Origin of the sequence: Aeromonas veronii (assembly GCF_040215105.1) — a bacterium.
Lineage (GTDB): Bacteria > Pseudomonadota > Gammaproteobacteria > Enterobacterales > Aeromonadaceae > Aeromonas > Aeromonas veronii_G.
Genome location: NZ_CP157875.1, coordinates 645,060 through 664,930, shown reverse-complemented (window position 1 = coordinate 664,930; position 19,871 = coordinate 645,060). Strand labels below are relative to the sequence as shown.

The following is a 19,871-nucleotide window of genomic DNA, read 5'->3' as shown; positions in this document are numbered from 1 at the left end:
AGCGGTCACATGATAAACGAAACGGGAGGCTTTTGCCCCCCGCTTCGGGTCAATTAGGCTTTGGCGCGCTGTTCCAGAATCGCCACGGCCGGCAGTACCTTGCCTTCTACGAACTCCAGGAAGGCGCCGCCGCCGGTGGAGATGTAGGAGACCTTGTCGGCGATGCCGAACTTGTCGATGGCGGCCAGGGTGTCACCACCACCAGCGATGGAGAAGGCCGGGGAAGCGGCGATGGCTTCGGCGATCACCTTGGTGCCTGCGGCGAACTGGTCGAACTCGAACACGCCGACCGGGCCGTTCCACAGGATGGTCTTGGCGTTCATGATGATGTCGGCCAGGGCCTTGGCGGAATCCGGGCCGATATCGAAGATCATGTCGCCATCAGTCACGTCTGCGACAGATTTGATGGTGGCAGGGGTGGATTCAGAGAATTCTGCACCAACAACCACGTCGGTGGTCACCGGAATGTTGGTCTCGGCAGCCAGCTTCTTGGCGGTGTCGATCAGGTCGTGCTCGCACAGGGACTTGCCGACGTTGTGACCGGCAGCAGCGATGAAGGTGTTGGCGATGCCACCACCGACTACCAGCTGGTCAGCGATCTTGGAGAGGGATTCCAGCACGGTCAGCTTGGTGGAGACTTTGGAGCCGCCGACGATGGCAACCATGGGGCGCTCAGGCTTCAGCATGGCCTTGCCGAGGGCTTCCAGTTCACCGGCCAGCAGGGGACCAGCACAGGCAACGGGGGCAAACTGGGCCACACCATAGGTGGAACCTTCGGCGCGGTGAGCGGTACCGAACGCATCCATCACGAAGACGTCACACAGGGCGGCGTATTTTTTGGCCAGCTCTTCGGTGTTTTTCTTCTCGCCCTTGTTGAAGCGGCAGTTTTCCAGCACAACCAGCTCACCGGCGGCGACGTCGACGCCATCCAGGTAGTCTTTGGCCAGACGGACCGGGCAGGACAGTGCGTCTTTCAGATAGTTGACAACCGGAGCCAGGGAGAATTCTTCGTTGTATTCGCCCTCGGTCGGACGACCCAGGTGGGAGGTGATCATCAGCTTGGCGCCCTTTTCCAGAGCCAGCTTGATGGTCGGCAGGGTAGCGACGATACGTGCATCGGAAGTGACCTTGCCGTCTTTTACCGGCACGTTCAGGTCAGCACGGATCAGGACGCGTTTACCCGCCAGATCCAGGTCGGTCATCTTGATAACAGACATATTCAGTCCTCTATATTTTCAGGTAATGTTAAAAAAACAGTAACCTTGCACCCGTGCAGGCTCTCAGCCTGCGGCCATCATGGCCCGGGTGGTATCCAGCATCCGATTCGCGAAGCCCCATTCGTTATCACACCACATCAGCATCTTGACGAGGTTGGCATCGCTCACTCGAGTCTGGGTACCATCAATGATGCAGGAGTGTGCATCATGATTAAAGTCTACGGAAACCAATGGCTCTTCCGTGTAATCCAGAATACCGCTTAATGTACCTCTGGATGCCCGTTGCAGGGCTTGATTTACGTCACTAACTGTCACTTTTTTACGAACAGTGATGCTGAGATCCATCGCCGTGACGTTAATGGTCGGCACCCGCACCGCGATCGCCTCGAACTTGCCGGCGAAGTGGGGAAGGATACGCTCCAACCCCTTTGCCAGCTTGGTGTCCACCGGGATGATGGACTGGCTCGCCGCTCGCGTTCTGCGCAAGTCACTGTGGTAGGCATCGATGACTTGCTGATCGTGCATGGCCGAATGAATTGTCGTAATAGTACCACAATTGATCTCGAATTCTCGATGCAATGTTTCGATGACGGGCACCACGCAGTTGGTGGTGCAGGAGGCATTGGAGACGATCCGCTCCCGCCCCGTCAGGGTCTGGTGATTCACCCCGTAGACGATGGTGGCATCCACATCCGCATCCGCCGGGTGGGAGAACAGTACCTTGCCCGCCCCCGCCGCCAGATGCAGCTCCGCATCGGCCCGTGAACCGAACACCCCGGTACAATCGAGCACCACGTCCACCCCCAGCGCCCGCCAGGGCAGCCTGGCCGGATCCCGCTCGGCGAACAGGGGGATGAGATCCTCCCCCACCAGCATGCTGTTGCCCGCAAGCTGTACCGGATGGTGGAAGCGGCCGTGGCTGGTGTCGAAGCGGGTGAGGTGCACCATGGCCTCGGGGGCCGCCAGCTCGTTGATGGCCACTATCTTGATGTTGTTGTCGCGGCCGCTCTCGTAGAGGGCACGCAGCACGTTGCGGCCGATGCGGCCATATCCGTTGATGGCAATCTTGATCATGAAAACTCCGTGTCCTTGACGACAGGGGATGGGGTCGATGGCTGGCTCACGACAGCAGGGCATCCTTGAAGACGCCGCGAGCCAGCAGCGCCGCCCCGAACACCCCGGCGCTGTCCCCGAGGGAGGGCGCGATGATGGGGGTGGCGAAGCGGGGGTTGAACAGGAAGGGCAAGACGGTCTCTCGTCCGGCGGTATAGAGGCTCTGCACGTTGCCCACCCCGCCACCGATGACGATGACGTCCGGATCCAGAATGTTGACCACGTTGGCCAGCGCCTTGCCAAACAGCAGGTGCAGCCGGTCTATGGTGAGCTTGGCCACGTGATCGTGGGCGGTTGCCGCCGCAATCTGGGCCAGCGACAGGTGGCGCCTGGCCTTGGCCTCGTACCAGGCCTCCAGGGCCGGGCCGCTGATGAAGGTCTCGACGCAGCCACGCTTGCCGCAGTAGCACTCGGGGCCGTCCGGCGAGAGCACGTTGTGACCCCACTCCCCGGCGATGCCGTGGTGGCCGTTGAGGATCTGGCCGTTGATGACGATGCCGGAGCCCACCCCCGTCCCCATGATGATGCCGAACACGACTCTCGCATTCGGGTGGTGCTGGCGCACGGCGCCGAGGTGGGTCTCCGCCAGGGCGAAGCAGTTGGCGTCGTTGGCGATGAGCACGGGCACGCCCAGCCTGCGTTCCAGATCTTCCTTGAACGGCTTGTCGTTGAGTTCGGTGGTGTTGCAGTTCTTCATCAGCCCGGTCTGGGGATCCCGCGCCCCTGGCGTGCCCATGCCGATGATGCTGGGGCGTTGACCGAGTTTCTCGGCACATTCATCCACCAGCTTGGCAATCTGGCCGATCATGTGCTGATAGCCACCGCGACGCTCGGTGGGGATGCGATGTCGCAGCAGCACCTCGTCACCGTCCAGCACCACGCACTCACACTTGGTCCCGCCAAGGTCGATGCCCCAATCCCAAGAACCCTTGCTCATTCTGCCTCCTGCCATGGCCCGGCCCCCATTCAGGGCTCGCCGGCTGTCTTGTGTGTGACCCAGGGTCACCGATGGCGCAGTGTAACCCGAGCCAGGGCCCGGGTGTAATCCCCACGCATGACGGCGCCCAGTCGCGGATAGCAAAACGGGGCCAGCAGGCCCCGTCGTCATACGCATGTGACGGCCTCAGCGGCCGTGATACTGGGCAGAGAGCTCGTGCACCGCGTTCACAAAGACGCCGGCGTGCTCGGGATCCACGTCCTGGTGGATGCCGTGACCCAGGTTGAAGACGTGGCCGTTGCCCTGACCGAAACCGGCCAGGATGGTGGCCACCTCTTCACGGATGCGTTCGGGGGCGGCGTAGAGCATGGAGGGATCCATGTTGCCCTGCAGCGCCACCTTGTCACCGACCCGGCGCTTGGCGTCGGCAATGTCGGTGGTCCAGTCCAGACCCAGCGCATCACAGCCGGTAGCGGCGATCTGCTCCAGCCACTGGCCGCCGTTCTTGGTGAACAGGGTGACCGGTACCCGGCGACCGTCATGCTCGCGGATGAGGCCATCGACAATCTTGTGCATGTACTGCAGGGAGAAGTCGCGGTAATCCCGCGGGGTCAGCACGCCACCCCAGGTGTCGAACACCATGACCGACTGGGCGCCGGCCTTGATCTGGGCGTTGAGATACGCGATCACGCTGTCCGCCAGCTTGTCCAGCAGGAGGTGCAGGGTCATGGGTTCGGCGTACATCATCTGCTTGATCTTGGTGAACGCCTTGGAGCTGCCGCCCTCCACCATGTAGGTGGCCAGGGTCCAGGGGCTGCCGGAGAAACCGATGAGGGGCACTTCCCCCTTGAGCTCACGGCGAATGGTGCGCACCGCATTCATCACGTAGCCGAGCTCGTCTTCCGGATCCGGGATGGGCAGGGCCTGCACATCCGCCATGGACTTGATGGGGCGCTCGAAGCGCGGGCCTTCGCCGTGCTCGAAGTAGAGGCCGAGCCCCATGGCGTCGGGCACGGTCAGGATGTCGGAGAAGAGGATGGCGGCATCGAGCGGATAGCGGCGCAGGGGCTGCAGGGTGACCTCGCAGGCCAGCTCGGCGTTGCGGCACAGGGACATGAAATCCCCCGCCACGGCGCGGGTCGCCTTGTATTCCGGCAGATAACGGCCGGCCTGACGCATCATCCACACCGGGGTCATGTCCACTTCCTGGCGCAGCAGGGCACGCAGGTATCGATCGTTTTTCAGCTCTTTCATCCCAGTTCCTGAGTCATATCCAGCATAAAATGGCGGATATGATACCACTTTGTGTGGGGCTTAGGGCGGCTCAAACACAGAGTGGGGCCATCGGTGCACAAAGATGTGAAGGGGCGCAAACAAGCGCCCCTCATCCTCTTGGTCCGGACGTCGGTCAGGCGTCGCCGGCGAGGCACTGCTCAATCAGGCTGCGCGCTATGGTGCCGTGAGGGGGCAGGCGGGGCAGGCGGTCGGCTTCGAAGAAGTCGGCGGCCACCAGCTCCTCGTCCTGCACCTTGATCTCGCCGCTCTGGTAATCGGCGGTGAAGCCCATCATCAGGCTGTGGGGGAAGGGCCAAGGCTGGCTCGCCACATAGCGCACATTGTGCACCCTGATGCCGCTCTCCTCGAATACCTCCCGCGCCACGCACTGCTCCAGGTTTTCACCGGCCTCGACGAAACCGGCGAGCACCGTATACATGGGATCCTCCGCCTGATAGTGACGACGGTGGGCCGCCAGCAGGATGGCCGCTCCCTTGCGCACCGCCACTATGATGCAGGGGGAGATGCGCGGATAGACCACGTGCCCCTGCCCGCAGGCCATGGCCCACTCCCCCGCCTTCGGGACCATGGCGGCGCCGCACTCGCCGCAGAAGCGATGGCTGCGGCGGAAGGTGGCGAGCTGCCAGGCGCGACCCGCGAGGCGAAAGCCCTCCTCGTCCCCGGCCACCATCAGCTGGCGCAGGCCCGTCATGGCCGAGGTGTCGGCCTCTTCCCCCAGATCCAGCAGGTGGCAGGGCAGGCCCTCCCAGTGATCAAAGGGCTCGAAAGGGGCGTCCTGCAGCTCGGCGGGCAGCTGGCTACGACAACCCTGTGGGATCTGCCCCTGCCCGTCCAGCAGGACGAGGTGATCGCCCCCCAGCACGAACCAGCGGGCCTGTTCGGTCGATGACATAAGATGAAGACTCTCGTTGAGAAGAAGGTGCAGGGCACGGACGCATGCGCTCCATCTTACGGCCGCCCATCCCCGCTGGCGACCCGCCCCTTGAAAAAAGAGGGCCGCTTTCGCGGCCCTCTTTCATCCAACCCATGATGGTCGTCAGTTCATCCAGCGTTCGCTGCTCTTGCGACGACGGGGCAACATGGGGAGCAGAATGCCCAGCAGGATGCCGCCGCCCACCATGGCGCCGCCACGGATGAACCAGTCCATCTGCATGTCGTGCTCCTGGTTGTCGTAGCTCTGGGTCAGGGCCTCGTTCTGCTCCTTGAGGTTCCCCATCTCGTCACCCTGGCTGGCCAGCTGGGCCTTCAGGGTGGCGATCTCCTGGGTCTGCTCGGCAAGCTTGCCATCTTTTTCGGCGAAGCGGCGCTCGTTGTCGCCATTGAGGTTCAGCAGACGGGCCTTGGCCTCTTCCAGCTCCTTCTCCACCTGGGGCAGGCGCTCGCGCAGGCTGATCTGGCTCTGCAGCTCGCTGTTCTTGATCCAGCCCTCACGGCCACGACCGTCCACTATCTGGGTGAAGCCGGCCTCATTGTTGACCGTCTTGACCTCCAGGGACTCACCGGCCTTGACGCTGCCGAGGATCCGGTACTGGGTACCCGGGCCGTTGTGGATATAGGTAAAGATGTTGTCTGAAACATAACGGGTGTCGGCCAGTGCCTGTTGGGCACACAAGCAGATCAAAATCCCGAGAAGGGCGCGCATGGTCGATCGATTCTCTTCGTTGAGTTAGGTGACAGGCGGAATGTTAAGCTGCTGGCGGGTCAAAGGACAAGCAAAGAAAGATACCCTCCCCCGCCCTGAGCGCTGGCTCGCATCTTGTGCCTAACCCCACGCGACCATTCCAGACGCCGCCCCGGGGGTCGAACCGGGATCCGCCCCCCATTGGCTTCAATGGGGCCGCCTAGCGTTGCTGCAGCGCCTTTACCTCTTCCCGCAATGCCTTGATCTCTTGCAGCAACTGCTCCTGCTGCTCGTGCTGCCTGCGCCGCCACTGGCTGTCGTCCTCGCTGGTGCGGCCCGGATGAACAAACAGGCTGGCCATGAAACCACTGATGGCACCGAACAACCCGACCCCGAACAGGATCAGCAGGCTGGCGACGAAACGCCCCTCCTCGGTCTTGGGGACCAGGTCCCCGTAGCCCACGGTAGATAACGTGACGAGCGTCCACCAGAAGGCGTCATAGGGCGTCTCTATCTGGCTGCCGGGATGGCCCGACTCCAGCCAGAACATGACGCCAGAGCCGACCCCCAGCAACAGGAAGAACAGAAACAGAATACCGGAGATCGTCGTCTCGTTGCGCTCGCGGCGGAACATGCCGAGCAAATCTGGCCCGTCACGCAGCAGTTGATAAACGCGCCACAGCTGGATCAGCCGCGCCCAGCGCAGTTGCTCCACCATGGGCAGGCTGCCCGGCAGATAGAACCAGTTGGCCTTGAAGAAGGCCATCCGATCGGATGCCCGCACCCAGCCATAGGCAAAATGGGCGAGGAAGAAGTAGCAGATCAGGCTGTCGAGGTCATAGAAGAGTTGTCGGGTCTGGGGGCTCAGCTCCCCATACCCCCACCAGCGGGCGCCCACCAGGATGACGGAGATCACCGACAGAAACGCCATCAGCAGATCCGTGGCGCGCAGGTGACTTAAGTGATGTCGCATACATTTTCCAACTTTAAACGCAGTACCAAGTAACAAAAAGGAAGATAATGCCGATAGCCATGATGACAAAGGAAAAATGGACGTTGAAAGGAGAAAGATTATGCAGTTGAACTCGCTGGAACGGCGCATGAGCAATATCCGTCTGGTGCCCAAAGTGGTCCTGCTCATGGTGTTCAGCACCCTGTTGTTGCTGGTCAAACTCTGGTTCGATGCCAGCAACCTGGAGGCCACCCTGCTGGCCGAAGGCATCGAGGCCGCCAAGGCCAATGCCATCTCCGATCGCCTGCTCTGGACCGGCCTGATGGAGACGGCCCTGATGGGGGTGATCTTCGTCATCCTGCTGCTGACCGGCTCCCGCCTCATGGTCAAACAGGTGCACTACCTGGTGGGGCTGCTCGAGCGCTTCGCCCGCAAGGATCTCAGCCACAGCGTGCTGCTCAAGTCCCGCGACGAATTCGGTGACATCGCCAAGGCGGTGGCCCACTCCCAGGAGAATCTCAAGGAGGTGTTCGGCACCCAGCGTGTCGCCTGCAAGGAGCTCAACGACATCGCCTCCCAGGTGACCCTCTGCATGGAAGAGGCCAACGAGGCGATCAACGAGGAGTTCACCCAGATTGAACAGCTGGCGAGCGCCATGAGCCAGATGGTCGGCGCCATTCGCGAGGTGGCCGCCCATGCGGAGCAGGCCTCCCATGCCACCTCCGATGCCAGTGCCCTGGCCGAGGAGGGCAGCCGCTGCGTGGCCGCCACCGTCAGCACCATCGATACCCTGTCCGACAACATCCAGCGCTCCTCCACCGTGGTCAACGAGGTGGAGCACGGGGTGGATCGTATCGGCTCAGTAGTGGACACCATCCGCAGCATCTCGGAGCAGACCAACCTGCTGGCCCTGAACGCCGCCATCGAGGCCGCCCGCGCCGGTGAGGCGGGACGCGGCTTCGCCGTGGTCGCCTCCGAGGTGCGGGAGCTCGCCAACCGGGCCCAGGCCGCCACCGTCGAGATCCAGAAGATGATCGAGCAGTTGCAAGGCAATGCCCGCCAGGCCGTCGGCCTGATGGCCCAGAGCGTGCAGCAGGCGGACAAGGGGGTGGAGCAGGTGACCCAGGCTGGCGATCAGCTCGCCACCATAGTGCAGCGGGTACAGGGCGTGGCCGACATGAACCGCCAGATCGCCGCCGCCTCCGAGCAGCAGAGCTCGGTGGCCGAGGAGATGAGCGCCAACCTGGAGCAGGTCAAACAGGTGGTGGAAGGATCCGTGGTGGTGCTGCGGGAGCTGAAAGATGCCTCCGAACTGGTGGAGCACCACAGCCAGACGCTGGACAACCATATCCAGGCCTTCAAACTTGCCTGACCGGCACATGCTGGTATGTTGAGAGGCTCCGCAAGGAGCCTTCTTTTTTGAACGCCACGGCAAGGAGCCAGGATGCAACTCTGCGACAAGACCAGACTGGAGATCAGCGACGACAAGGGGCGGCTCGACGTGCCGCTGATCCACCGCTTCCTGTCCGAAGAGGCTTACTGGAGCCCCGGCATTCCGTTTGCCACCGTGCAGCGGGCCATCAACCATTCCCTCTGCTTCGGCGGCTACCTGGACGGTCAGCAGGTCGCCTTCGCCCGGGTGATCACGGATCGGGCCACTTTCGGCTATCTCTCTGACGTGTTCGTGCTACCGGCCCATCGCGGTCAGGGCCACAGCAAGACGCTGATCGCCGCCATCCTCGCCCATCCCGAGTTGCAGGGGCTGCGCCGTCTCATGCTGGCCACCGCCGATGCCCACGGACTCTACGCCGGCTTCGGCTTCACCGCACCAGCCCGGCCAGAGAGCCTGATGGAGCAATACGACCCCGATATCTACCGGCGCCCCTGAGCTCCGCGGACTGCGGTTTCTCACCGGTCAACATCTCTTGCCCCCGACCGGTGACGGTACGTCACCGCGACACCGGATGGGATCGCCGGCACGCCGATCGCCCATCCCACTGTGCCGAGCCCCGCGGCGATGATAGATTGGCTGCCGGCGTTTCCCTTTTCTTCGCAGACCCGTTAATCACAAGGACGGCAACCGTGGCCCAGCATGATTCTCTCTCTCCCGCGTCTCTCCCCTCTCTCCCGCCCCTGCTGCACGAGCAGGCCAGCCGCCAGTGGCAGCGGCTGCTCGCCCTGGTGCCGGCCTACGGGGAGCTGCCCGCCGGGCAGCAGCAAACACTGCTTGTCTTGCTCGGGCTCTCGGATTTCATCGCCGATTCCCTTATCCAGCAGCCGAGTCTGCTAAAAGAGACCCTGGAGAGCGGCGATCTTGCCAAGGCCGAACGCTGGCCCGCCTACGAGGGGGATCTCGCCTCCCTGCTCGCCGAGATCCAGGACGAGGAGGCGCTCAAACGGGTGCTGCGCCAATTCAGGCGCAGCCGCATGCTGGTGATCGCCTGGCGCGAGCTGCTGGGGCTGGCGGCGGTGGAGGAGAGCTTCATCCATCTGACCAAACTGGCGGATGCCCTCATCTGCTCGGCCCGCGACTTGCTCTATGCCAAGCAGTGCAGCGAGCTCGGCACCCCGGTGGATGGCAACGGGGATCCCCAGCCCCTGCTCATCCTCGGCATGGGCAAGCTCGGCGGCGGCGAGCTGAACTTCAGCTCCGACATCGACCTTATCTTCACCTTCCCGGAGAACGGCTACACGGTCGGCGGACGGCGGGAACTCGCCAACCAGCAGTTCTTCATCAAGCTCGGCCAGCGCCTCATCAACGCCCTGCACCAGCCGACCCAGGACGGCCAGGTGTTTCGGGTCGACATGCGGCTGCGCCCCTTCGGCGAGGCGGGGCCACTGGCCATCTCCTTTGCCGCCATGGAGGATTACTACCAGCACCACGGCCGCAACTGGGAGCGCTACGCCATGGTCAAGGCGCGGGTGCTAGGGCCCCAATGCGAGCATGCCCAGGCCCTCACCGAGCTGCTGCGCCCCTTCGTGTTCCGCCGCTACATCGACTTCGGGGTCATCGACGGCCTGCGCCAGATGAAGGCGATGATCGCCGCCGAGGTGCGCCGCAAGGGGCTGGAGGGCAACATCAAGCTCGGCGCCGGCGGCATTCGCGAGGTGGAGTTCATCGCCCAGGCGTTGCAGCTCATCCGCGGCGGCCGTGAGCCCGCCCTGCGGGTGCGCCACCTGCCCGAGGCGCTGGCTGCCATCGCCCAGGGGGGAGCCCTGGAGCCCGAGCGCACCGAGCGCCTGCTCGGCGCCTATCGCTTCCTGCGCCGGGTCGAGAACATCCTGCAGGAGATTGGCGATCAACAGACCCAGACCCTGCCCACCGAGGAGCGGGATCGGCTGCGGCTGATCACCTCTCTGGGGTTTGATGACTGGGCCGCCTTCATGGCGCACCTGGACGAGGAGATGGCCGCCGTTCACCTGGAGTTCGTCGCCGTAGTAGGGGAGGAAAAAGAGGCGCCCGCCCATCTGGAGCAGCTCTGGCTCGATCTCTGGCGCACCGAGCTGGACGCAACCGAGCTGGCGAGCCTGCTGACCGGCCAGGGAGTGAGCGAGCCAGCCCCCCTCTGCGCCGCCCTGCTGCGTTTCAAGGAGGAATACAAACGCCGCCAAGTCGGCCCCCAGGGGCGGATCGCCCTGGACTGGCTGATGCCCGAGCTGCTGCGGCTGGTAGTGGCAAGCCAGGAGCCCGCCCGCCTGTTCGAGCGGGTCTGCACCCTGCTCACCCGCATCTTCACCCGCAGCGCCTATCTGCAGTTGCTGGCGGAAAACCCCGCCGCCCTGCGCCAGCTGGTGCGGCTGTGCGACGCCAGCCACCTGGTGAGCGAACAGCTCGCCCGCTACCCCATCTTGCTGGACGAGCTGCTGGATCCCCAGCACCTCTACCACCCCACCCCGCTGGATCAGTACAAGCCCCAGCTGCGCCAGTTCCTGCTGCGCATTCCCGAGGAGGATGTGGAGCAGCAGATGGAAGCCCTGCGCCAGTTCAAGCAGGTGCAACTCTTGCGCATCGTGGCGGCCGATATCGCCGGTGCCCTGCCGCTGATGAAGGTGAGCGATCACCTCACCTGGCTGGCGGAGGCCATCACCGAGGAGGTGGTCAATCAGGCCTGGGTCCAGATGAGCGAGCGCTATGGCGTGCCCCCCGAGGTCACCAGTGACCGGCGCGGCTTCGCCGTGGTGGCGTACGGCAAGCTCGGCGGCATCGAGCTCGGCTATGGCTCGGATCTGGATCTCGTCTTCCTGCACGGCGGCGATCCCAACGGCTATACCGATGGCCGCAAGCCCATCGACAGCCGCCAGTTCTACCTGCGCCTGGCCCAACGCATCCTGCACCTGTTCAGCACCCGCACCCCGTCCGGCATCCTCTACGAAATAGACATGCGGCTGCGCCCGTCCGGCGATTCGGGGTTGCTGGTCTCCTCCCTCGCCGCCTTCGAGCAGTATCAGCAGCAGGAGGCGTGGACCTGGGAACATCAGGCCCTGGTGCGGGCCCGCCCCATCTACGGGGATGACGCCGTGGTCGCCGAATTCGTCCGCATCCGCCGGGCCGTACTCGCCAGGGAGCGGGATCTGCCCACCCTGGCCAGGGAGGTGCGCGAGATGCGCCACAAGATGCGGGATCACCTGCTCAAGGCCAGCGAGGGGGAGTTCGACCTCAAGCAATCCCCCGGCGGCATGGTGGACATCGAGTTCATCGCCCAGTACCTGGTGCTGGCCCACGCCAGCGGCGAGCCGGACGCCCTGACCCGCTGGTCCGATAACGTGCGCATCTTCGACGAGTGCGTCATGGCGGGGGTGCTGACCCTGGAGCAGGCGGAGGGGCTCAAGCACGCCTATCTGGAGATCCGCAACCTCGGCCATCGCCTCAACCTCTCGGAGATCTCCCGCAAGGTCAGTGACGACCAGTTGCTGCCAGAACGCAGCCTGGTCGAGGCCGTCTGGCAACAACTGCTGGGGGAGTGAACGTCATGTCTGCACTGCAAAGAGGGGCGCCATGGCGCCCCTCTTTTGCGATTCTCCGCCAGCGACCGCCGACTCAACGCCCACCGGCCACATCGATAAAGGTGCCGGTGGCGTAAGAAGCCTCATCCGACAATAGCCAGGCGATGGCGGCAGCAACTTCTGCTGGCTGACCACCTCGTTGCAGCGGAATATTCCCCTTGATGCGATCGACGCGGCCGGGTTCGCCACCGTCGGCGTGCATCTCGGTATAAATGAACCCGGGCCGCACCCCGTTGACCCGAATCCCCAGTGCCGCCACCTCCAGCGACAGCCCCCGGGTCAGCACGTCGATGGCCCCCTTGGAGGCGGCATAGTCCACATACTCACCGGCGGAGCCCAGACGGGCGGCGGCGGAGGAGACGTTGACGATGGCCCCTCCGGCCGTCATCCGGCGCACCGCCTCCCGGCAACAGAGGAAATAGCTGGTCACATTGGTGCTCATAGTTTTGTTGATGCGCTCGGCGCTCATCTCCAGCACTTTCATCTGGGGCTGCAGGATGCCGGCGTTGTTGACCAGATGGGTGAGGGGGCCAAGTCGCGCGTCCATCTCCTCGAACAACCGCACCACCTCGGCCTCCTGACTGACATCCGCCTGCACGGCGATGCAGGGGACGCCGCAACGCTCGCCAAGCTCCGCCGCCAGCGCCTCGGCGGCGGCACGATTGCGATGATAATTGAGGCAGAGCCCATAACCCTGCTCCGCCAGATGGCGGGCCGTCGCGGCCCCTATCCCCCGGCTCGCGCCGGTGATCAATACCTTGCCTCTCATTCCCCCTCCCTGTTCATTGATGGCCATCCGGCCTGTGATACTACTCCATGAAGCTGTAGCGGCAAGGGAAACACCGCCCTTCCTGGGGATCCGGCGCTGCTCGTCAGCCCAGTACTGGCGGGGCCTGCAGGATTTTTTTCAAAAAAGATGCATGTTGCCTGAATGTAAATGGCGCTCGCCACGGTCTTGTTCAATGAGCGTCGTCATCGCGACCCCAGTGATCCAGGCATGAGAACCGGATCGTAATGAAGGGTCAGTGAGCCACTCCTCCAAAACACAGTACCGGAGGCCGCGCCTCACCAGATGACGTCACACGGACACTCGGCCAATACGGGCAGAGTGACGGCATGACCCAAGGAGAACGACATGCACGCAACCCGCAAAACCCTCAACTGTCTGGCCGGCGCCGCACTGGCCATGGCCGCCGTCTCCCTCTCTGGCACCGCCATGGCTGCCAATACCGGGCAACACGGTGAAGACCAGGTGCACTGCTGGGGAGTGAACAGCTGCAAGGGCCACAACGATTGCAAGACTGCCAAGAACAGCTGCAAGGGGCAAGGATCCTGCAAGGGCCAAGGCTTCCTCAGCATGACCCGGGAAGAGTGCAACGCCAAGGGTGGAAAAGTCCGCTAAGCTGACCACACGCTCTTGCCATGGCCGGCCCCTGTAAAGGGTTACCGGCCTGTTTTTTAACGGCCTTTTCGCCCAAGGAGTCTGGATGGATCACTTTCCCTGGCTAGGTTTTGGTCTGGGCCTCAGACCCCCTCACTTTCAGGATGTGCTGGATGGCGCCAGGGGCGTCGACTGGTTCGAGATCCTGTCCGAAAATTTCATGGTGGCGGGGGGCAAGCCCCGTCACTATCTCGATCGCGTGCGCGCCGACTACCCCATCGTCATGCACGGGGTTTCCATGAACATCGGCTCGGCGGATCCCCTCGACATGGATTACCTCGCCCGTCTGCGGGAGCTGATGCGCAGCGTGGAGCCCGTCTGGCTGTCGGATCACCTCTGCTGGACCGGCGCGGGCGGCCAGAGCAGCCATGACCTGCTGCCCCTGCCCCTGACGGACGCAGTGCTGACCCATCTGCTCGATCGCATCGATGCGGTGCAAAACTACCTCGGCCGCTCCCTGGTGCTGGAGAACGCCTCCACCTATCTCGCCTTCCCGGGGGACGAGTATCTGGAGCAGGACTTTCTCAACCAGCTCAGCCGCCAGAGCGGATGCAAACTGCTGCTCGACATCAACAACATCTATGTGAGCAGCCGCAACCACGGCTTCGATGCCAACGCCTATCTGGACGAGATAGATACCGAGGCCGTGGTGCAGTTCCACCTCGCCGGTCACAGCGATTACGGGGACTACGTGATAGACACTCACGACCACCCCATCGTCGACCCGGTCTGGGCCCTCTACGAGCGGGCGGTGCGCCGCTTCGGCCCCGTCAGCACCATGATAGAGCGCGACGATCACATTCCCCCCTTCAGTGATCTGGTGGCGGAGCTGAACCAGGCGAGGGCCATCGCCGCCCCCCACTGGCCCGCTGCCAGCCAGGCGGCATCAGCCCGTGCCGAGGTGCCCCATGCCGGTGCCCGCTGAACTGCAAGCCCTGCAACTGGCCTTCATGCAAGGCCTGCAGCAGCAGCCGGAATCCGCCCCCGTCCCCCTGGTCGAAGGGCATCTGCCCACCTCGCTGCGCTGGCACATCTATGCCAACGCCTACCAGAGCCGGCTGCTGGAGTGCCTGCAAGAAGACTTCGAACAGACCTGGGCCTATGTGGGGGATGACCTGTTCGAGCAGTGCTGCCTCGGCTATCTGACCCAGCATCCGCCCCACGGCTGGACCCTGCGCACACTCGGCGCCGGCTTCCCCCACTATCTCGAGCAGGTCCTCGACGAGCATCGCCAGGTGGCGGAGCTCGCCGAGTTCGAATGGCGGCTGCGGGCCGCCTTCGACGCCGCCGATACCGCCCCCCTGACCCTGACCGACATCCAGCAACAGCCTGCCGAGTCCTGGCCCGGCATGCGTTTCGTGCCGGTGCCTTCAGCCGACCTGCACCCCCAGTACTTCAACACCCTGGCGGTGTGGAAGGCGCTCAAGGCGGAGCAGGCCCCGCCCCCCCCTGGTCGTCAGGAGCAGGCGAGTCTCTGCCTCATCTGGCGGGACGGCGAGCGCCTCAGCCGCTACCGCAGCCTGGAGCCCGATGAGGCGGCGGCGGTGCAGGATCTGTTCCGAATAGCGACCTTTGCCGATCTCTGCCTCCACCTTGGGGAGCGGCTGGGGGAGGAGGTCGCCGCCTTTCGGGCGGGTTGCTTCCTGCAGCTCTGGCTCGCCGAGGGGCTGATCGGCGGGTATCGGCAGGACTGAGCTGCGCAGACAAAAAAACGGGCCCACTGGGCCCGTTTTCGTGATCGTCAGATGAAACAAGAGGTTACTTGAACAAGCCCTTGAGCAGCTGATCCGCCGCACCCTTGATCCCTTCGTCGCCGGCCTTGTCTCCCAGCAGTTTCTTGAGACCCCGCTCGGCCTCTTTCCTGGCCTTCTCTTCCAGTACCTTGTTGTTGCTGAGCAGCGCCTTCACATCGAGCTGGTAGCTCGGCGCCTGCCAGTGGCCGCCGATGCGCACCGGTATGGTGATGTCTTTGAGCTCATCCACCGTCTTGCCCCCCTGCCCCTTGCTGCTCTCCACCACCGAGGTGAGGAACAGGAAGTCGAGGGTCTCGGGCACCAGGGCGGTCTGCCCCTGCCCCTTCACCCGCAGCGCCGGGGCCGCCAGCTGGATGTCGTTGCTGCTGGCGATGCCGTTCGCTATCTGGAAGCGGGCGCTAAGGTCGCTAAAGTCGGTCTTGCGCACCTCCTTGACCTGCTCGGCGCCCTTGCCGGTCAGGGTGGCCCGCGCCTCGCGGATCATCTGGGCGAGGTTGATGCCATGCAAGGCACCATCGCTCAGCTTCAGGCTCACCGTGCCCTGCATCTGGCTGCGCAGGGCCTGCTCGGAGAGGCCGCGCCCCTGCACCTGGATCTCCAGATCCCCCTTGCCCTCCAGCTTGTCGTTCTGGGCCAGGGTCTGCAGCAGCGGGCGTATTTCCACCCCCTGGATCTGCTTGTGTACCCGGTAGCTGGCGGGTTGCTGACGGGCATCGACCACCCCTTCCGCACTGACCTTGCCTCCGGCCACTCCGGCGACGAAGCGCTTGAGAGTGAGTTGACCACCATTGAGGGCCAGTTGCAGATCGACGGCGCTCAGATCCAGCCCTTTCACCTTCAGACCGTCCAATTGCAGCTCACCGGCCAGATCCACCTTCTTGAGGGCACTCAAATCAGGCTCTGCACTGGAGAGGGCCCCCTTGGCGGCCCCGCTGCTGGCAGCTGGCGCCGGTGCAGCGGCAGTGGCAGTGGCCGCAGCCGGTTTGGCGCCCTGCGGCTGACCCAGCCAGGCATCGAGATCCAGCTTGTTGCCCTTGAGATCAAAATCGACGTTGGGCACAGCCCCCAGCCTGACCGTCCCGTTGCCGCTCAGCAGCAGATCATCGGCACCCATCACCAGGTTGCTCAGGGTCACCGTCTGCTTGTCCAGCTCGGCGCGGGCAAAGCCAGCCAGCTTGAGAGAGAGAGGCGCACGGGGCAGGCCTTCCCCGTCCAGCTTGGCGGACAACACCGCATCCGACACCTCCACCAGCTGGAGGCTCTGGTCGACCTTCGCCTTGAGGGTCCCCTCGAGAGAGCCTGCCAACGTTGGTTTGGCCGCCTCTCCCTGGGCGCCGTTCAGGCTCAGGGTCAGACTGCTCCACTCACCCAGTGCCACTCTGTCGGCCTTGAGATTGAAGGCATCGAGCCGCTGGCCGGGAGCCCCTAGGCTGCCGCTCAGCGCCAGCCCCTTGAGTTCGCTCTCCTTCTCATCCTGCGCCAGCTTGATCTCGGCCTGTCCCTTGATGTCGAAGAGCAGATCACCGCGCGCGCCCTTGGCGGCCAGGGTCACCGGGACCCATTGCCCCAGGGTCAGCTGACCCAGGGTGAGATCCAGCCGTTCCAGACGGGAGACGAGGCCGTTGCGATCATCCTGCACCAGGGCGCTGGCCTGCTCGAGGGAGACCCCCTTGAGGGAGACCTGCCAGGGGGTAGCGGCATCAGCAGGGCTGGCGGAGACCGCCTCGTTTGCCGGCGCTGCTTTGCGTTCATCCTTGACCAGATCCGTCAGGTTGCTGCTGCCGTCAGCCTTGGTCTGGATGAAGAGGTGGGCACCATTGAGCGTCACCTCACCGATGTCGAGCCGATTGGAGAGCAGAGGCAGCAGGGCGACCGAGGCTTCTCCCTGCGCCACCCGCACCAGATCCGGCTCGGCAAAACCGGCGGGATTACGCAGGGCCACCCGCTCGAAACTGAGACCGAGACTCGGCCAGAAGCGCCAGCCGATGTCCCCTTCCATCACCAGTTCGCGGCCCGTGTTCTTGCGTACCTGTTCAGCCAGCTGGGGCTTGAACTGGTTCGGGTCGATCAGGCTGACCAGGGCGACGATGGCCACCAGGGCGGCCAGCGCCAACCCCAGCACTATGTAGATGATCTTCTTCACCATGATGTCCTCAATGCAGATCCTGTCGCCGACTATACCATCGGGGGGATAACAGAGGGCAAGGCGGAACCAAAACCGGCAAATGGCGAGACAGGGATGGTCGCGCCCGCCCGCTTGGTGGAGCCCACGCAACGAAAAGGGCCCCGCAGGGCCCTTGGTCATGGTCGGCGCGGCGGATGCCCGCCCTCTCACCCTGCTCAGGGTTGCAACGGCAGCTGCCGGTAACCCATCTCATAGAGAGTGAAGGCATAGAGATCCGCGCTCTGCTCGATGAGCTTGGTGACCGGCGTGCCCGCCCCGTGCCCCGCATTGCTCTCGATGCGAATGAGCTGGGGGTGAGGGCCCTCGTTGTCCGCCTGCAAGGTGGCGGCGAACTTGAAGGAGTGGGCCGGCACCACACGATCGTCGTGATCCGCCGTGGTCACCAGGGTCGAGGGATAACTCACCCCCTTGCGCAGATTGTGCAGGGGGGAGTAGCCCTTCAGGTACGTGAACATGGCCTCGCTGTCGGCGCTGGTGCCGTAGTCATAGGCCCAACCCGCCCCGGCGGTGAAGGTGTGGTAGCGCAGCATATCGAGCACCCCCACCGCCGGCAGGGCGACCCGCATCAGATCCGGGCGCTGGGTCATGACGGCGCCCACCAGCAGGCCACCGTTGGAGCCGCCACGCACCGCCAGCTTGTCGGTACTGGTGTAGCCCTCGGCCTTCAGGTATTCGGCCGCCGCGATGAAGTCGTCGAACACGTTCTGCTTGTTCATCTGGGTGCCCGCCAGATGCCAGGCCTGACCGTACTCGCCGCCACCGCGCAGGTTCGCCACCGCGTAGATACCCCCCAGGTCCAGCCAGCTCGCCACCGAGACGCTGAAGCTCGGAGTCAGGCTCACATCGAAACCGCCGTAGCCATAGAGGATGGCGGGGTTGCTACCGTCGAGTTTGAGCCCCTTGCGATAACTGATGATGAGCGGCACCCGGGTGCCATCCTTGCTCTGGTAGAAACGCTGCTCCGAGACATAATCCGCGGGATTGAACGGCGCCGCCGAGGCGCGGTAGAGGCTGATGTCACCGCTCCTGGGGGCCAGTCGGTAGAGGGTCGGCGGCTGGGCATAGTTCTCGAAGCCGAAGTAGATCTCCGGGTCATCGTGCTTGCCGTTGAAACCGCTGACGCTACCGGGGCCAGGCAGTGCAATATCCCGCACCTTGTTGCCGTCATGGTCGAACTGCTCGACCCGGGCAGTGGCATCCACCATATATTCCGCAAAGAGATAGCCGGCGCCGCTGTGCACCGTCAGCACCTGGGGCCGCTCGGGGATGAGGTCACGCCACTGTTGGGGTCCCGGGTTGCTCGCATCCACCGTCACCAGCCGGCCATTGGGGGCGCCGCGGTTGGTCTGCAGATAAAGCGTGCTGCCCTTGTTGTCCACCAGGCTCACATCCGCATCCAGCTCCCCCTGCACGGTCAGGAGCGGGGCATTGTCCTGGGTCAGATCCTTCACATAGAGGCGATTGCCCGAGGTGGAGTTCGCCGCCGAGATGAGCAGGTAGCGGTCATCCTCGGTGACGCTGGCCCCCACGTAGCGGTGCTTTTGGGCCGGGATGGCGCCAAACACCAGCCGATCATCTTCCTGGGCCGTGCCGAGGCGATGGAAGTAGACCTTGTGCTGATCCGTTTTGGCCGACAGCTCGCTGCCGTCCGGCTTGTCATAGCTCGAATAGAAGAAGCCCTCGTTGCCAAGCCAGCTGATTCCGCTGAACTTCACGTCCTTGAGGGGCGCCTCCAGGGGCTGCTTGCTCTCCACGTCCATCAGGTGGATCTCGCGCCAGTCGCTGCCGGCGAGTGACAGGGAGTAGGCCAGCCGCTTGCCATCCCGGGAGAAGCTCAGCTGATCCAGCGCCGTGGTGCCGTCGGTGCTGAGGGTATTGGGATCGAGGAATACCTCGGCGGGCTTGCCCGGTGCCTGGCGCCACAAGACGTTCTGGTTCTGCAGGCCATCGTTCTTGAAGAAGTAGTGGTAGCGCCCCTCACGAAACGGCGCCCCCTCCTTGGCATAGTTCCAGGAGGCGGCGAGCTTGTTCTTTATCGCCTCCCGAAACGGGATCCGGGCCAGATAGTCCTGGGTCACCGCGTTCTGGGCCTTGACCCAGGCCTCGGTCTCGGGGCTGCGGTCATCCTCCAGCCAGCGATAGGGGTCGGCCACGGCCTGACCGAAATAGTGATCCACCTGATCGCTCTGGCGGGTGACGGGGTAGTGAAGGCGCGCTTTCCCTGACATGGCATCCTCTTGAGTGGGGTCAGACTGGCCACTGCAACCGGCGAGCAGTGACAGGGCCAGCAGACTGACGATGGATCGCATCGAGGCAACTCCCTGCTGTTCGAATGAAACAGGCAGGTTAGC

At 63.9% G+C, this 19,871-nt stretch carries 16 protein-coding genes; 6 read left to right on the top strand and 10 right to left on the bottom strand.

Annotated features, from left to right (window positions below; genetic code table 11):
- Positions 1-53: 53 nt before the first annotated feature.
- The 7 genes from ABNP46_RS03215 to ABNP46_RS03185 form a co-directional block, all read right to left on the bottom strand.
- Positions 54-1,217: a phosphoglycerate kinase gene (locus ABNP46_RS03215; RefSeq protein ID WP_349920988.1), complete on the bottom strand. Its 1,164-nt coding sequence runs from the start codon at positions 1,215-1,217 to the stop codon at positions 54-56.
- Positions 1,218-1,280: 63 nt separating this feature from the next.
- Positions 1,281-2,291, bottom strand: a complete 1,011-nt coding sequence (gene epd / locus ABNP46_RS03210; protein WP_349920987.1) for an erythrose-4-phosphate dehydrogenase — start codon at positions 2,289-2,291, stop codon at positions 1,281-1,283.
- Between the two features lie 46 nt (positions 2,292-2,337).
- A complete protein-coding gene (locus ABNP46_RS03205; RefSeq protein ID WP_349920986.1) occupies positions 2,338-3,267 on the bottom strand; it encodes an ROK family protein in 930 nt (309 codons plus the stop codon).
- 186 nt (positions 3,268-3,453) lie between these two features.
- The gene (gene hemE, locus ABNP46_RS03200; RefSeq protein ID WP_349920984.1) at positions 3,454-4,521 is read right to left on the bottom strand and encodes a uroporphyrinogen decarboxylase; all 1,068 of its coding nucleotides are present in this window, start codon (positions 4,519-4,521) and stop codon (positions 3,454-3,456) included.
- Positions 4,522-4,675: 154 nt separating this feature from the next.
- Positions 4,676-5,455, bottom strand: a complete 780-nt coding sequence (gene nudC, locus ABNP46_RS03195) for an NAD(+) diphosphatase (protein ID WP_349920983.1) — start codon at positions 5,453-5,455, stop codon at positions 4,676-4,678.
- A gap of 144 nt (positions 5,456-5,599) precedes the next feature.
- Positions 5,600-6,205, bottom strand: coding sequence for a TIGR04211 family SH3 domain-containing protein (locus ABNP46_RS03190; protein WP_349920982.1), 606 nt, complete (start codon positions 6,203-6,205; stop codon positions 5,600-5,602).
- Positions 6,206-6,404: 199 nt separating this feature from the next.
- A complete protein-coding gene (locus tag ABNP46_RS03185) occupies positions 6,405-7,226 on the bottom strand; it encodes a potassium channel family protein (protein ID WP_349920981.1) in 822 nt (273 codons plus the stop codon).
- A gap of 31 nt (positions 7,227-7,257) precedes the next feature.
- On the opposite strand from ABNP46_RS03185, the gene ABNP46_RS03180 reads away from it, so the two are divergent.
- From ABNP46_RS03180 to glnE, 3 genes are all read left to right on the top strand, one after another.
- A complete protein-coding gene (locus ABNP46_RS03180) occupies positions 7,258-8,508 on the top strand; it encodes a methyl-accepting chemotaxis protein (RefSeq protein ID WP_349920980.1) in 1,251 nt (416 codons plus the stop codon).
- 72 nt (positions 8,509-8,580) lie between these two features.
- Positions 8,581-9,024 carry a GNAT family N-acetyltransferase gene (locus ABNP46_RS03175; protein WP_349920979.1) on the top strand — a complete coding sequence of 148 codons (444 nt, stop codon included), beginning with the start codon at positions 8,581-8,583 and terminating at the stop codon, positions 9,022-9,024.
- A 194-nt stretch (positions 9,025-9,218) separates the two neighbouring features.
- Entirely contained in the window at positions 9,219-12,101 is a 2,883-nt protein-coding gene (glnE, locus tag ABNP46_RS03170; protein WP_349920977.1) for a bifunctional [glutamate--ammonia ligase]-adenylyl-L-tyrosine phosphorylase/[glutamate--ammonia-ligase] adenylyltransferase, read from the top strand.
- Positions 12,102-12,174: 73 nt separating this feature from the next.
- Here the strand turns inward: glnE and ABNP46_RS03165 are convergent, their stop codons facing one another.
- Entirely contained in the window at positions 12,175-12,909 is a 735-nt protein-coding gene (locus ABNP46_RS03165; RefSeq protein ID WP_349920976.1) for an SDR family oxidoreductase, read from the bottom strand.
- A 366-nt stretch (positions 12,910-13,275) separates the two neighbouring features.
- On the opposite strand from ABNP46_RS03165, the gene bufA2 reads away from it, so the two are divergent.
- The 3 genes from bufA2 to ABNP46_RS03150 all read left to right on the top strand — a co-directional run bounded on the left by bufA2 (position 13,276) and on the right by ABNP46_RS03150 (position 15,275).
- Positions 13,276-13,542, top strand: coding sequence for a BufA2 family periplasmic bufferin-type metallophore (bufA2, locus tag ABNP46_RS03160; protein WP_349920975.1), 267 nt, complete (start codon positions 13,276-13,278; stop codon positions 13,540-13,542).
- Positions 13,543-13,627: 85 nt separating this feature from the next.
- A complete protein-coding gene (gene bufB / locus ABNP46_RS03155) occupies positions 13,628-14,506 on the top strand; it encodes an MNIO family bufferin maturase (RefSeq protein ID WP_349920973.1) in 879 nt (292 codons plus the stop codon).
- Positions 14,490-15,275: a DNA-binding domain-containing protein gene (locus tag ABNP46_RS03150; protein WP_349920971.1), complete on the top strand. Its 786-nt coding sequence runs from the start codon at positions 14,490-14,492 to the stop codon at positions 15,273-15,275. Before bufB ends, ABNP46_RS03150 begins: the two co-directional genes overlap by 17 nt.
- 64 nt (positions 15,276-15,339) lie before the next feature.
- On the opposite strand, the gene ABNP46_RS03145 is transcribed toward ABNP46_RS03150, so the two are convergent.
- Together ABNP46_RS03145 and ABNP46_RS03140 are read right to left on the bottom strand one after the other, a co-directional pair.
- Positions 15,340-17,478, bottom strand: coding sequence for an AsmA family protein (locus ABNP46_RS03145; protein WP_349922357.1), 2,139 nt, complete (start codon positions 17,476-17,478; stop codon positions 15,340-15,342).
- Between the two features lie 197 nt (positions 17,479-17,675).
- Positions 17,676-19,829, bottom strand: coding sequence for a prolyl oligopeptidase family serine peptidase (locus ABNP46_RS03140; protein ID WP_349920970.1), 2,154 nt, complete (start codon positions 19,827-19,829; stop codon positions 17,676-17,678).
- Positions 19,830-19,871 lie beyond the last annotated feature (42 nt).

Bases quoted from the DNA above. Each gene is read 5' to 3' on its own strand.
- ABNP46_RS03215 (WP_349920988.1), bottom strand. From the start codon at position 1,217: ATGTCTGTTATCAAGATGACCGACCTGGATCTGGCGGGTAAACGCGTC.
- epd (WP_349920987.1), bottom strand. From the start codon at position 2,291: ATGATCAAGATTGCCATCAACGGATATGGCCGCATCGGCCGCAACGTG.
- ABNP46_RS03205 (WP_349920986.1), bottom strand. From the start codon at position 3,267: ATGAGCAAGGGTTCTTGGGATTGGGGCATCGACCTTGGCGGGACCAAG.
- hemE (WP_349920984.1), bottom strand. From the start codon at position 4,521: ATGAAAGAGCTGAAAAACGATCGATACCTGCGTGCCCTGCTGCGCCAG.
- nudC (WP_349920983.1), bottom strand. From the start codon at position 5,455: ATGTCATCGACCGAACAGGCCCGCTGGTTCGTGCTGGGGGGCGATCAC.
- ABNP46_RS03190 (WP_349920982.1), bottom strand. From the start codon at position 6,205: ATGCGCGCCCTTCTCGGGATTTTGATCTGCTTGTGTGCCCAACAGGCA.
- ABNP46_RS03180 (WP_349920980.1), top strand. From the start codon at position 7,258: ATGCAGTTGAACTCGCTGGAACGGCGCATGAGCAATATCCGTCTGGTG.
- ABNP46_RS03175 (WP_349920979.1), top strand. From the start codon at position 8,581: ATGCAACTCTGCGACAAGACCAGACTGGAGATCAGCGACGACAAGGGG.
- ABNP46_RS03165 (WP_349920976.1), bottom strand. From the start codon at position 12,909: ATGAGAGGCAAGGTATTGATCACCGGCGCGAGCCGGGGGATAGGGGCC.
- bufA2 (WP_349920975.1), top strand. From the start codon at position 13,276: ATGCACGCAACCCGCAAAACCCTCAACTGTCTGGCCGGCGCCGCACTG.
- bufB (WP_349920973.1), top strand. From the start codon at position 13,628: ATGGATCACTTTCCCTGGCTAGGTTTTGGTCTGGGCCTCAGACCCCCT.
- ABNP46_RS03150 (WP_349920971.1), top strand. From the start codon at position 14,490: ATGCCGGTGCCCGCTGAACTGCAAGCCCTGCAACTGGCCTTCATGCAA.
- ABNP46_RS03140 (WP_349920970.1), bottom strand. From the start codon at position 19,829: ATGCGATCCATCGTCAGTCTGCTGGCCCTGTCACTGCTCGCCGGTTGC.